Annotated in this window: 10 protein-coding genes; 4 read left to right on the forward strand and 6 right to left on the reverse strand. The window is 65.3% G+C overall.

Annotated features, from left to right (window positions below):
- Positions 1 to 51: 51 nt before the first annotated feature.
- On the forward strand, positions 52 to 3,774 hold the full coding sequence (locus CSQ99_RS04685; protein ID WP_099037900.1) for a multifunctional oxoglutarate decarboxylase/oxoglutarate dehydrogenase thiamine pyrophosphate-binding subunit/dihydrolipoyllysine-residue succinyltransferase subunit: 3,723 nt from the start codon (positions 52 to 54) through the stop codon (positions 3,772 to 3,774).
- A 55-nt stretch (positions 3,775 to 3,829) separates the two neighbouring features.
- Here the strand turns inward: CSQ99_RS04685 and CSQ99_RS04690 are convergent, their stop codons facing one another.
- Positions 3,830 to 4,792: a type IV toxin-antitoxin system AbiEi family antitoxin domain-containing protein gene (locus CSQ99_RS04690; protein WP_099037901.1), complete on the reverse strand. Its 963-nt coding sequence runs from the start codon at positions 4,790 to 4,792 to the stop codon at positions 3,830 to 3,832.
- A 224-nt stretch (positions 4,793 to 5,016) separates the two neighbouring features.
- Here CSQ99_RS04690 and CSQ99_RS04695 point away from each other — a divergent pair, with 224 nt between their 5' ends.
- Both CSQ99_RS04695 and CSQ99_RS04700 read left to right on the forward strand, forming a co-directional pair.
- A complete protein-coding gene (locus tag CSQ99_RS04695) occupies positions 5,017 to 5,847 on the forward strand; it encodes an SDR family NAD(P)-dependent oxidoreductase (protein ID WP_099037902.1) in 831 nt (276 codons plus the stop codon).
- 21 nt (positions 5,848 to 5,868) lie between these two features.
- On the forward strand, positions 5,869 to 6,708 hold the full coding sequence (locus CSQ99_RS04700) for an SDR family NAD(P)-dependent oxidoreductase (protein WP_099037903.1): 840 nt from the start codon (positions 5,869 to 5,871) through the stop codon (positions 6,706 to 6,708).
- A 15-nt stretch (positions 6,709 to 6,723) separates the two neighbouring features.
- Here the strand turns inward: CSQ99_RS04700 and CSQ99_RS04705 are convergent, their stop codons facing one another.
- The 3 genes from CSQ99_RS04705 to CSQ99_RS04715 are packed head-to-tail and all read right to left on the reverse strand — an operon-like array spanning position 6,724 to position 9,811.
- A complete protein-coding gene (locus CSQ99_RS04705; RefSeq protein ID WP_099037904.1) occupies positions 6,724 to 7,581 on the reverse strand; it encodes a glycine betaine ABC transporter substrate-binding protein in 858 nt (285 codons plus the stop codon).
- A 7-nt stretch (positions 7,582 to 7,588) separates the two neighbouring features.
- Positions 7,589 to 8,773 carry an NAD(P)-dependent malic enzyme gene (locus tag CSQ99_RS04710; protein ID WP_176560879.1) on the reverse strand — a complete coding sequence of 395 codons (1,185 nt, stop codon included), beginning with the start codon at positions 8,771 to 8,773 and terminating at the stop codon, positions 7,589 to 7,591.
- A gap of 48 nt (positions 8,774 to 8,821) precedes the next feature.
- Positions 8,822 to 9,811 (reverse strand): malate dehydrogenase, encoded by a 990-nt coding sequence (locus tag CSQ99_RS04715; protein ID WP_099037906.1) that lies wholly within the window; start codon positions 9,809 to 9,811, stop codon positions 8,822 to 8,824.
- Positions 9,812 to 9,965: 154 nt separating this feature from the next.
- On the opposite strand from CSQ99_RS04715, the gene corA reads away from it, so the two are divergent.
- On the forward strand, positions 9,966 to 11,069 hold the full coding sequence (gene corA, locus CSQ99_RS04720) for a magnesium/cobalt transporter CorA (RefSeq protein ID WP_099037907.1): 1,104 nt from the start codon (positions 9,966 to 9,968) through the stop codon (positions 11,067 to 11,069).
- On the opposite strand, the gene CSQ99_RS04725 is transcribed toward corA, so the two are convergent.
- Together CSQ99_RS04725 and CSQ99_RS04730 are read right to left on the reverse strand one after the other, a co-directional pair.
- The gene (locus CSQ99_RS04725; RefSeq protein WP_099037908.1) at positions 11,066 to 11,659 is read right to left on the reverse strand and encodes a suppressor of fused domain protein; all 594 of its coding nucleotides are present in this window, start codon (positions 11,657 to 11,659) and stop codon (positions 11,066 to 11,068) included. The genes corA and CSQ99_RS04725 overlap by 4 nt on opposite strands.
- On the reverse strand, positions 11,659 to 12,843 hold the full coding sequence (locus CSQ99_RS04730; protein WP_099037909.1) for an ABC transporter ATP-binding protein: 1,185 nt from the start codon (positions 12,841 to 12,843) through the stop codon (positions 11,659 to 11,661). The genes CSQ99_RS04725 and CSQ99_RS04730 overlap by 1 nt, the downstream gene beginning before the upstream one ends.
- Positions 12,844 to 12,847 lie beyond the last annotated feature (4 nt).

The following is a 12,847-nucleotide window of genomic DNA, read 5'->3' on the forward strand; positions in this document are numbered from 1 at the left end:
CGAGCGCACGCGCGCTTGCATGAGGCGAAGGAATCGAGGCGAGTAGCTACCGTGAGCTCACCTTCACCATTCGGACAGAACGAGTGGTTGGTCGAGGAGATGTATCGCAAGTTCCGCGAGGATCCCTCGTCGGTAGATCCCAGTTGGCATGAGTTTCTTGTCGACTACTCCCCCGAGCCGACCACCGAGAGCCAGGCCGGCAACGGACAGCGGGCGGCTGCGCCCGTCGCGCCACCCGAACCCGCACCTGCGCCTCCGCCCAAGCCGGCCGAGAGCGCTCCCGCACCTGCACAGAAGGCCGCGCCGAAAGCCGCCGAGACCAAGAGCGAGCCTGCGCCCGCCAAACCGAAGCCGGCGTCTGCGCCTGCACCCGCCGACGGTTCCGAAGTTCAGATTCTGCGCGGCGCGGCGGCCGCGGTGGTCAAGAACATGTCGGCGTCCCTGGAAGTGCCGACCGCGACCAGCGTGCGGGCCATCCCGGCCAAGCTGATGATCGACAACCGGATCGTCATCAACAACCACCTCAAGCGCACGCGCGGCGGCAAGATCTCGTTCACCCACCTGATCGGCTACGCGCTGGTGCAGGCGGTCAAGCGGTTCCCCAACATGAACCGGCACTTCGCCGAAGTGGACGGCAAGCCGAACGCGGTCACCCCCGAGCACGTCAACCTCGGACTCGCGATCGACCTGCAGGGCAAGGACGGCAACCGCCAGCTCGTCGTGGCGGGCATCAAGAACTGCGAGAACATGCGGTTCGGCCAGTTCCTCGCCGCCTACGAGGACATCGTGCGGCGCGCCCGCGACGGCAAGCTGACCGCCGAAGACTTCGGCGGCGTCACGATTTCACTGACCAATCCGGGGACGATCGGCACGGTGCACTCGGTGCCCCGGCTGATGCGCGGGCAGGGCGCCATCATCGGCGTCGGCGCGATGGAGTATCCGGCCGAGTTCCAGGGCGCGAGCCAGGAACGCATCTCCGAGTTGGGCGTCGGCAAGCTGGTCACGTTCACCTCGACCTACGACCATCGGATCATTCAGGGCGCGGAGTCCGGCGATTTCCTGCGCACAGTGCACGAGCTACTCCTGTCCGACGGCTTCTTCGACGAGATCTTCCGCGAGTTGGGCATCCCGTACGAGCCGGTGCGGTGGCGCACCGACAATCCCGACCCGATCGAGGACAAGAACGGCCGCGTCCTCGAGTTGATCGCGGCCTACCGCAACCGCGGCCATCTGATGGCCGACATCGATCCGTTGCGGCTCGACCAGACGCGGTTCCGCAGCCACCCCGACCTCGATGTGAACAGCCACGGCCTGACGCTGTGGGATCTGGACCGCGAGTTCAAGGTCAACGGTTTCGCCGGCGGCGAGTACAAGAAGCTGCGCGACGTTCTCGGGCTGCTGCGCGACGCGTACTGCCGTCATATCGGTGTCGAGTACACCCATATTCTCGAGCCCGATCAACAGAAGTGGCTGCAGGAACGCATTGAGGTCAAGCACGAGAAGCCGACCGTCGCCGAGCAGAAGTACATCCTGTCGAGGATGAATGCCGCAGAGGCGTTCGAGACCTTCTTGCAGACGAAATACGTTGGGCAGAAGCGGTTCTCACTCGAGGGCGCCGAAACCGTCATCCCGATGATGGACGCGGCGATCGACCAGGCCGCCGAGCATGGCCTGGACGAGGTCGTGATCGGGATGCCGCACCGCGGCAGGCTCAACGTGCTGGCCAACATCGTCGGCAAGCCTTATTCGCAGATCTTCAGCGAGTTCGAAGGCAACCTGAACCCGTCACAGGCCCACGGCTCCGGCGACGTCAAGTACCACCTCGGAGCCACCGGCAACTACATCCAGATGTTCGGCGACAACGACATCGCGGTGTCGCTGGTGGCCAACCCGAGCCACCTCGAGGCCGTCGACCCGGTGCTCGAAGGACTGGTGCGCGCCAAACAGGACCTGCTGGACGTCGGAGAAGAGGCCGATGGTTCCAACAGATTCTCGATCGTGCCGATGATGCTGCACGGCGACGCCGCCTTCGCCGGACAGGGCGTGGTTGCCGAGACGCTGAACCTGGCGTTGCTACGTGGCTACCGCACCGGCGGCACGATCCACATCATCGTCAACAACCAGATCGGGTTCACCACGCACCCGGGCGACTCACGTTCCTCGGAGTACTGCACGGACGTCGCGAAGATGATCGGTGCGCCGATCTTCCACGTCAACGGGGACGACCCGGAGGCCTGTGTCTGGGTGGCACGGCTGGCCATGGACTTCCGCCAGCAGTTCAAGAAGGACGTCGTCATCGACATGCTGTGCTACCGCAGGCGCGGGCACAACGAAGGCGACGACCCGTCGATGACGCAGCCGTACATGTACGACGTCATCGACACCAAGCGCGGGTCGCGCAAGACCTATACCGAAGCGCTGATCGGCCGCGGCGACATCTCGATGAAAGAAGCCGAGGACGCGCTGCGCGACTACCAGGGTCAGCTCGAGCGGGTGTTCAACGAGGTCCGCGAACTCGAGAAGCACGAGATCGAACCGAGCGCATCGGTGGAGTCCGACCAGATGGTGCCCGCCGGGATGAACACCGCCGTCGACAAGTCTCTGCTGGCCCGAATTGGCGATGCACACCTGGCCTTCCCCGACGGCTTCAACGTGCATCCCCGCGTGAAGCCGGTGCTCGAGAAGCGCCGTGAGATGGCGTACGAGGGCAAGGTCGACTGGGCGTTCGCCGAGCTGCTCGCACTGGGATCCTTTCTGGCCGAAGGGAAGACGATCCGGCTATCCGGGCAGGACACCCGCCGCGGCACGTTCACCCAGCGGCATTCGGTGATCATCGACCGCAGCACCGGTCAGGAATTCACGCCGCTGCAGCTGCTCACCACCAACGCCGACGGCGAGCCGACGGGCGGCAAGTTCATGGTGTACGACTCGGCGTTGTCCGAGTGCGCCGCGGTGGGCTTCGAATACGGCTACTCGGTCGGCAACCCCGATGCACTTGTGCTGTGGGAAGCGCAGTTCGGCGACTTCGTCAACGGCGCGCAGTCGATCATCGACGAGTTCATCAGCTCGGGCGAGGCCAAGTGGGGCCAGCTGTCCGATGTGGTGCTGCTGCTGCCGCACGGACACGAGGGCCAGGGCCCCGACCATACGTCGGCCCGCATCGAGCGGTTCCTGCTGCTGTGGGCGGAGGGCTCGATGACCATCGCGATGCCGTCGACCCCGGCGAACTACTTCCACCTGCTGCGCAGGCACGGCCTGGACGGGATTCACCGCCCGCTGATCGTGGCCACGCCGAAGTCCATGCTGCGCAACAAGGCCGCCGTCAGCGACCTTCGCGAGTTCACCGAGATGAAGTTCCGATCGGTGATCGAGGAGCCCACCTATACCGAGGGCACCGGCGATCGCGACAAGGTCAAGCGAATCCTGTTGACCAGCGGCAAGATCTACTACGAGCTGGTGGCACGAAAGAACAAGGAGGAGCGCGACGACGTGGCGATCGTGAGGATCGAACAGCTGGCCCCGCTGCCCAGGCGCCGGCTGAGCGAGACGCTCGATCTGTACCCGAATTCCGAGCAGTACTTCTGGGTGCAGGAAGAGCCGGCGAACCAGGGTGCATGGCCGACGTTCGGCCTCACGCTGCCCGAGGTCTGCGCGGACCGGTTGTCGGGCATCAAGCGGATTTCGCGGCGCGCGATGTCGGCGCCGTCGTCGGGCAGCTCGAAGGTGCACGCCGTCGAACAGCAGGAGATCATCGACGAGGCGTTCGCGCCTTAGGGTTTCTGCCTCAACGCGTTTAGACGGGGTGATCCCCTGCAGATGGCGAATGCGATCACCCCGTTAGTGCGAGCGCGGGACGGCATGTGGGGCAGGTTCGTGTCCGACCGGTCCAGCCCCGGCGACGGAGCAGGTCACCGATCAGGACCGCAGTGCGGCATGCATCGCCAAAGACGAGTCCATAAGTCACTCGCGTTGTGAGCAGGTCTGATCGGCTCAACTCCGCGAGATCACGCAGCGCATCGCGATCGCGGTCCCGCGGCGCATCGTGAAACGCGCGGCCGTCGAGTTCGACCACAACCCCCTGACCCCGGTAATACACGTCCTGGTAGGTAAGCCGGCCAGTCGCCGTGCTCCGGGTTTGACGCTCCCCTCTGGGCAGCCCGTGCGCCCGCTCGACTCGATGCAGGTAACCGCGCTCCAGCACCGAACATGCACCATCACGAAGATCCGCGAGCATTGCCTCCAACGTGCGCCGGCCGCAAACACGTTGGCGAGTCGCCAATACCTGCAGTATCCGCTGCGGCGTGGTCCGTCTGCTGGCACACACCTGCGCCTGTACGGCGTACGCGGCCGCCACGTCCTTAGCGCGGAGGTCTCCGCAGACCACGTCGATTAGCGCGTGCTCCAGGCGAATTACCGGCGGGCTACGGTCCAGTTCGGCGCGTAGCTCGAAGTCGGGCGTCCGGTGCAGCACGATTCGCGGCAACGGCCGCAGATTGCGCCCTGGGCCGACGGCGACGTGTACGACCGTCGCTGGCGGATCGGGCAGCGCCGAGACGTGCGCCAGCGCGGACGGCCAGAACGCCAGAACCGCAGCCCAGTGCCGCTGCCGCAGCGTGAGTTGGCCGCTGTGGCTCACGTAGACGCCGCGGTGAACATCGGTCAGTTCGCGACGACGCAGCATTCTGGCGATGTCGAAATCGGATCCCCCGGCATCCAGAACTTGGCGACGCGAAATGACCCCGTCCTGCGCCCAGAGCAGATGATCGACATGCTTGAGATGCCAACGCGTCACACGGGTAAGCGTGACGGGGAACGAGCCAGCGGCCAACCTGCCGCGACTCGTCGCTGTGGACAACTGCTTAACGGGTTGATCGCCTACACATCGCGCGTGGGATCAACCCATTAGCGGGCCATCCCCCACGGGCCCACGCGTGAGCTGGGGACGGGGGCCCAGTACCCACTACCGCGGGTACCGACTAGCCTCGATCCGAGTCAACGATACGAGGGAGAGTGCGCATGGACGGCTTCGCCGGGAAGGTCGCCGTGGTAACCGGTGCCGGTTCGGGCATCGGGCAGGCGCTGGCGATCGAACTCGCCCGTTCCGGCGCCAGCGTCGCAATCAGTGACGTCGACACCGAGGGCCTTGCGGTCACCGAGGAGCGGCTCAAGGCGATCGGCGCACCGGTGAAGGCCGACCGGCTCGACGTCACCGAGCGTGAGGCCTTCGAGCTCTATGCGGACGCGGTGGTCGAGCACTTCGGCAAGGTCAACCAGATCTACAACAACGCGGGCATCGCCTACGTCGGCGATGTGGAGGTGACGCCGTTCAAGGACATCGAACGGGTCATGGACGTCGACTACTGGGGTGTCGTCAACGGCACGAAGGTCTTTCTGCCGCATCTGATCGCCTCCGGCGACGGGCATGTCGTGAACGTGTCCAGCCTGTTCGGCATCTTCTCGGTTCCCGGCCAGGCGGCGTACAACTCGGCGAAGTTCGCGGTGCGCGGGTTCACCGAGGCGCTGCGCCAGGAGATGGCTGCCGCCGGACACCCGGTCAAAGTGACGACCGTGCATCCCGGCGGCATCAAGACCGCGATCATGCGCAACTCGACCGCGGCCGAGGGTGTCGACAAAGAAGGTCTGACAAAGACTTTCGACAAGAAGCTCACGATCACCACGCCCGAGAAGGCGGCGCAGATCATCCTCGACGCTGTGCGCAAGAACCGGGCGCGCGTGCTGGTCGGCCCCGACGCCAAGGCGCTGGACATCATCGTGCGGATCACGGGATCGGGCTACCAGCGGTTGTTCTCGACGGTCGTCTCGCGGATCGTGCCCAACGCGCACTGATTCACTGCGACACTGGGCGCGATGGAGAAATTCGCGGGTACTTTCGCGGGGAAGGTCGCCGTCGTCACCGGCGCCGGATCGGGCATCGGGCGGGCACTGGCGGTCGAATTGGCACGCCGCGGTGCCAAACTGGCGATCAGTGACGTCGACACCGAAGGTCTGGCGGTCACCGAGGAGCGGCTCGAGGCGATCGGCGCACCGCTGAAAGCCGACCGACTCGACGTCACCGAGCGTGAGGCGTTTCTTGCATACGCCGACGCGGTCAAAGACCATTTCGGCTCGGTGAATCAGATCTACAACAACGCGGGCATCGCGTTCATGGGCGACGTCGAGGTCACGGCGTTCAAGGATCTCGAGCGGGTGATGGAGGTCGACTTCTGGGGCGTGGTCAACGGCACCAAGGCCTTCTTGCCGCACCTGATCGCATCGGGCTACGGCCACGTGGTCAACATCTCGAGTATGTACGGCCTGTTCGCGGTGCAGGGGCAGGCGGCGTACAACTCGGCGAAATTCGCAGTGCGGGGTTTCACCGAAGCGCTCCGCCAAGAAATGGCGGCGGCAGGCCATCCGGTCAAGGTGACGTGCGTGCACCCCGGCTACATCAAGACTCCCCTCATCCACAACGCCAGCACCGCAACGGATCTCGACAAGAATGCGCTCGCAACCGTATTTGACAGAGTCGCGATTACCAGCCCCGAGCGCACGGCCAGAATCATCCTGCGAGCGGTCGAGGGCAACAAGGCGCGAGTGCTGCCCGGCGCCGACGCCAAACTGTTCGACGCCATCGTGCGGGTGATGGGTTCTGGCTATATGCGGGTGCTCGGTCCGATGAACAAGAGGCTGCTGCCCCCGACGCGCTGATGTCGCGCTGGCGGCTCAGTCACCCAGTGGGTGTTCGGCGAGGAAGACACCCGCGACCAACCCCGGCTCGGTGCCGTCCTCGACTTTCGCCCGCATATCGGCCAGCGCCGCGGTGTCCAGCACGCCGGCCACTTCATTGAGCGCCAGCACCTGTGCCTCGTTGAGCTCGTTACGCCGGTAGAGCGGCACCAAATTTTCGGCACGGATCAGCGACGTGCGGTCGGACAGCATGATCAGCTCCGCCGGGATGTTCGGGGCCGCGGTAGACGTCCAGGCCGCGTCGACCTCCCCCGCCCGCACGGCCGCCAACAGCGTTGCGCGGTCGGGATATTCGCGGGGCTTCGGCAGCTTGCACGTGCCAAGAACGCTGGGGACATCGGGCCGGGCCGCGTAGGAATCACCGGACACCTGGCCAACCTCGAGATCGTCGCAGTTGCGGGTTGCCGCGGTGAGATCTCGTGAGCCCCAGGCATGCGCGGTCGCTTCAGTGACTGCGAGTGCGGGCTTGTCCTGCGCGGACGTCGTGTAGTCGCCGGCGGCCACGCCCTCGGGCAGCGCGGACACCATCTCGCGGTAGACCTGGGTCGCTGACCGCGCGGTCGAGTCGGGGTAGAACCTGTGCAGTACGCGGCCGGTGAATCCGGGAACCACGCGTGCCTCCCCCGAGTCCAGTTTCGTCAGCGGATCCGGCGACTGCTCGACATGAGCCGGGCTGCCGTAGAAGCGCAGCGCCTCGGCGTAGATATGCGCGATCAACGCCGATTCGGGATCCTGCGCCGACCCGACCGCCACCGATGGAGTCTCGACAACGCCGCCGCAACCGGCCACGCTCACCATCACCAACGCGGCGAGCGCGCAGGCGAGGCGGCGCACCGGGACCCTAGGCCTTCGACGCCGCGGCAACTGCTTGCACCACCGCGGGGGCCACCCGCGGGTCCAGCACGCTGGGCACGATGCGGTCGACCGCGAGATCGTCACCCACCACCGAGAAGATCGCCTCGGCCGCCGCCACCTTCATCTTCTCCGTGATCCGGCGAGCGCCGGCGTCCAGCGCACCCCGGAACACACCCGGGAACGCGAGCACATTGTTGATCTGGTTCGGGAAGTCGCTGCGACCGGTGGCCACCACGGCTGCATACTCCTTCGCGTCGTCGGGATGGATCTCCGGGTCGGGATTGGACAGTGCGAACACGATCGCGCCGGGGGCCATCGTCGCGACGATCTCCGGGGGCACGACACCGGCGGACAACCCGAGGAACACGTCGGCGCCTTTGAGCGCCTCGGTGATTCCACCCGAAAGGCCGTTCGGATTCGTCTGCTCGGCGATCTCCGCCTTGTACGAGTTGAGGTTGCCGCGGTCGGAGTGCAGGATGCCTTGGGAATCCAGCAGCGTGATATCGCTGATACCCCTGGCCAGCAGAATCTTTGCGCAGGCGACACCGGCGGCGCCGGCACCGGAGACGACCACACGCAGCGCGGTGATGTCGCGATTGAGGACCTCGGCGGCGCCGATGAGCGCCGCCAGCACGACGATCGCGGTGCCGTGCTGGTCGTCGTGCATCACCGGGCAGTCCAGCGCCTCGATGACGCGGCGTTCGATTTCGAAACAGCGCGGGGCCGAGATGTCCTCGAGGTTGACCGCACCGAATGACGGCCGCAGCCGCACCAGGGTCTCGACGATCTCGTCGGGATCCTTGGTGTCCAGCACGATCGGGATGGAGTCGAGGTCGGCGAACGCCTTGAACAGCGCGCTCTTGCCCTCCATCACCGGCAGCGACGCCGCGGGCCCGATATCACCGAGGCCGAGGACCGCACTGCCATCGCTGACCACCGCGACCAAACGGTTGGCCCAGGTATACCGCGCCGCCAGCGTGTGGTCGGCAGCGATGGCACGGCTGACCTGCGCAACGCCCGGCGTGTACGCGACCGACAATGCGCGCTGTGTGTCGAGCGGCGTGTTCAGCGCTACCGACAGCTTTCCGCCTACGTGCGCATCGAAGATCTCGTCGTCATGCAGCACGATCGGGGGTCTCTGGTCAGACAGCTTTCTCACCGCTTGGGACACGGCGCTCAGGTTACTGACGAACTGGTAGGTAACCTAATCGACTTTGTCTCAGATAAGTCCCAGGTCAGTGACGGCTTTGCGCTCGTCGACCAGCTCCGCAGTGGTCTTGTCGATCCGGCTGCGGGAGAAGTCGTCGATCTCCAGCCCCTGCACGATCGACCAGTTGCCATCCTTGGTGGTCACCGGGAACGACGAGATGATGCCCTCGGGCACGCCGTAACTGCCGTCGGAGAGAACCGCCATCGACACCCAGTCGTCCTTCGCGGAGCCCAGCAGCCAGTCACGCGCGGCATCGGTGGTCGCCGAGGCGGCCGACGCGGCCGATGAGGAGCCGCGGGCGTCGATGATCGCCGCGCCGCGCTTGGCGACGGTCGGAATGAAGTCGTTCTCGATCCAGTCCTGGTCGTTGACGACCTCGGCGGCGTTTTTGCCACCCACCTCGGCATGGAAGATGTCGGGGTACTGAGTCGCCGAGTGGTTACCCCAGATGGTGATCTTCTTGATGTCGGTGACCGCGGCGCCGGTCTTGCGGGCCAGCTGCGAGATCGCCCGGTTGTGATCGAGACGGGTGAGCGCGGAGAACCGCTCATTCGGGATGTCGGGTGCGTTGCTCAGCGCGATCAGCGCGTTGGTGTTGGCGGGGTTACCGGTCACGCCGATGCGGACGTCGGCGGCGGCGACCTCGTTGAGCGCCTTGCCCTGCGCGGTGAAGATCGCACCGTTGGCCTCGAGCAGATCGCCGCGCTCCATGCCGGGGCCGCGAGGACGTGCGCCGACCAGAAGTGCCAGGTTCACCCCGTCGAAGATTTTGTTGGCGTCGGCGCCGATCTCGACCCCGGCCAGCAGCGGGAACGCGCAGTCGTCGAGTTCCATGACAACGCCCTCGAGCGCCTTCAGCGCGGGCTCGATCTCCAGCAGACGCAACTCGATTGGCCGGTCCGGGCCGAGTAATGAACCGCTGGCCAGACGAAACAGCAGGCTGTAGCCGATCTGGCCGGCGGCACCGGTGACCGCGACCTTGAGGGGAGTTGTGCTCACGTCAGGTGCTCCTTGGACGGAATTGGATGCCCGCTCCGCGGGCGCGTTGCCTTCGTCGACGAAACTAGCAGGGTGGCCAAGTGGCGTGCCGCGTAGCATTCACCAAGGCCCATCAGACCGGTGCTGCCGGTCTTGACCAGGGGAGAGTGACTCGATGCCATCGTTCCGTCAACTGCCTCCGTCACTACGACCCAACGTGCGAACCAAGCCCGCCCCACCGGATGCCGCCTCGATCCATGTTCCCGTCGCGCGGGCCATGGTGGATTGCGCCGTCTACTGCGATGGCACCCGCCTGCCCGGCAAGTACACCCACGCCGCGGCGCTGAACAAGGTGCACGAACTCGAGGCGTCGGGCAGGCAGGCATTCGCCTGGATCGGCCTGCACGGTCCCGACGAACACCAGATGCAGGCTGTCGCCGACGTGTTCGGCCTGCACCCGCTGGCGGTCGAAGACGCTGTACACGCCCACCAACGACCGAAGCTGGAGCGCTACGACAACACCCTGTTTTTGGTGCTCAAGACCGTGAACTACGTCGAGCACGTATCCGTGGCGCTGGCCCGCGAGATTGTCGAAACGGGCGAGATCATGATCTTCGTCGGTCCCGATTTCGTGGTCACCGTCCGCCATGGTGATCACAGCGGGCTGGCCGGTGTCCGCAAGAAGTTCGACGCGTCGCCCACCAGTCTGGCGCTCGGACCGTATGCGGTCATGCATGCGATCGCCGACCACGTCGTCGACAGCTACCTCGATGTCACCGATCTGATCGAGACCGACATCGACGCCATGGAAGAGGACATCTTCTCTCCCACTCGCAAGACCAACATCGAGTGCATCTACCTGCTCAAGCGCGAGATCGTCGAGCTGCGCCGGGCGGTCGCGCCGTTGACATTGGGATTGCAGCGAATCGGCGCCGACCACAACGACCTGATCTCGATCGAGGTCCGCCGATACATGCGCGACGTGCTCGACCACAACATCCAGGCGTCCGACCGGATCACCAGTTATGACGAGATGCTCAGCTCACTTGTGCAGGCCGCCGCAGGCAAGGTGGCCATGCAGCAGAACATCGACATGCGCAAGATCTCGGCCTACGTCGCCATCGCCGCGGTGCCGACCGCCATCGCGGGCATTTACGGCATGAACTTCGACAACATGCCCGAATTGCACTGGGCGTACGGCTATCCCGCGGTCCTGCTCCTGATGGTGATCATCTGTGGACTGCTGTTCCGAGCGTTCCGGCGTAACCACTGGCTCTAACTCGGCTGCGCGGCCCGCCTGGCGGGATCCAGCACGTCGACGCCGTCCTGCACCCACGCTTCCCGCATGGCATCGGCCCCCTTGAGCCGCACCCACGCAGCCTCGGTCGCGGTGATCGGGTTTGCGGCCAGCACCGTCACCGGCGGTAGCGGGTCGGTCAAAGCCACGTCGTCGATATCGCTGCGCCCCAACAGAAAAGCGGAGAACGGAGCACCCTCCCACAGCGGTGTCTCCAGATCGATCAGCGCATCCGGTTCCAGGATCAGGCCCTCGACGGCGGGGGCCGCGGCCAGGACCGCCAGCGAACGCGCGAGACCCTTGGGGGACGGTCCCCGCAGCGCGACGACGGCCTCGGCGCGCGGTCCGTGCAGCGCATCGGTCACCAGCTCCGCAGGATCAAACATCGGGTGACGCGAACAGCCAACCGACACATAGTGACTGACGCCTTCGCCATCAGGGCCGAAACGCAGCACGTCGATCCGTTCGGTCCCAACGAACGTCACGCTGGCTTCGACCGGCTCGGCGGTGATACCGGCCCTGGCGAAGTGCTCGCGCAGGTGCGCGCGAACCTTCGCCGGAACGTCGATCACTAGGCCGGTGGCGTCGTCGGCTCGGGAAGGCTCAGGTTCTTGCCGGTATCGGCGTCGAAGATCGTCAACTTCGATGTGTCGCAGGCCAGCTGAACCGTGTCACCCTGCTTGGCCACTGACTCGGCGGAAACCCTTGCCACGAACTCGTTTTCGCCGACGCCCGACTCGCTGGCCAACTCCGCAAGCTGGGCGGCCTGCGCGCCTGCCCCTTCGCTCTTGAAATGCAGATACTTGTCGGCGCCCAGCGACTCGACGAAGTCGACCGTCACGTCGAACGTGAACGCCCTTATCCGCGCATAGCCGTCCATCACCGAGGCATCCTCGAGATGTTCGGGCCGGATGCCGACGATCAGATTGTTGGGGTTCTGATGCCCGGCGAGCAGGGCGTGGACTTCTTGCGTCAGCGTGACCTCGCCGAACGGCAGGCGCACACCGACATCGGTAACGGTGGCCGGGAAGAAGTTCATCGCCGGAGATCCGATGAAACCCGCGACGAACAGGTTGGCCGGGCGGTTGTACAGCTCCTCGGGTGTGCCGATCTGCTGCACTTCCCCAGCAAGAAGGACCACCACGCGGTCCCCCAACGTCATGGCCTCGGTCTGGTCATGGGTGACGTAGACGGTGGTGGTGCCCAACTTGTCCTGCAGGCGCGCGATCTCCGAACGCATCTGCACGCGAAGTTTGGCATCGAGATTCGACAACGGCTCGTCCATGAGGAACGCCTTGGGGTTGCGCACGATCGCACGCCCCATGGCAACCCGCTGCCGTTGCCCGCCGGATAGCTGTGCGGGTTTGCGATCCAGCAGCGCGGTCAGATCAAGGACTTTCGCGGCCTCCTCGACCTTCTTAGTGATCTCGGCCTTGTTCATCTTGGCCAGGGTCAGCGGGAACGCGATGTTCTGGCGCACGGTCATATGCGGGTAGAGCGCGTAGGACTGGAACACCATCGCGATGTCACGGTCCTTCGGCGCCTTCTCGTTGACCCGTTCGCCACCGATGCTCAGCTCGCCGGAGGAAATGTCCTCGAGGCCGGCGATCATGTTGAGCGTGGTGGACTTTCCGCAGCCGGAGGGGCCGACCAGAATGATGAACTCCCCGTCGGCGATCGTGATCGAGAGATCCTTCACGGCCGCCGCGCCGTTGGGGTAACTCTTGGTTACCCGGTCCAACACAATTTCGGCCATGGAA

Origin of the sequence: Mycobacterium neglectum (assembly GCF_002591975.1) — a bacterium.
GTDB classification, from domain to species: Bacteria; Actinomycetota; Actinomycetes; order Mycobacteriales; family Mycobacteriaceae; genus Mycobacterium; species Mycobacterium neglectum.

Excerpts from the sequence above, each read along its gene's own strand:
- CSQ99_RS04695 (WP_099037902.1), top strand. The coding sequence starts at position 5,017 with ATGGACGGCTTCGCCGGGAAGGTCGCCGTGGTAACCGGTGCCGGTTCG.
- corA (WP_099037907.1), top strand. The coding sequence starts at position 9,966 with ATGCCATCGTTCCGTCAACTGCCTCCGTCACTACGACCCAACGTGCGA.
- CSQ99_RS04730 (WP_099037909.1), bottom strand. The coding sequence starts at position 12,843 with ATGGCCGAAATTGTGTTGGACCGGGTAACCAAGAGTTACCCCAACGGC.
- CSQ99_RS04700 (WP_099037903.1), top strand. The coding sequence starts at position 5,869 with ATGGAGAAATTCGCGGGTACTTTCGCGGGGAAGGTCGCCGTCGTCACC.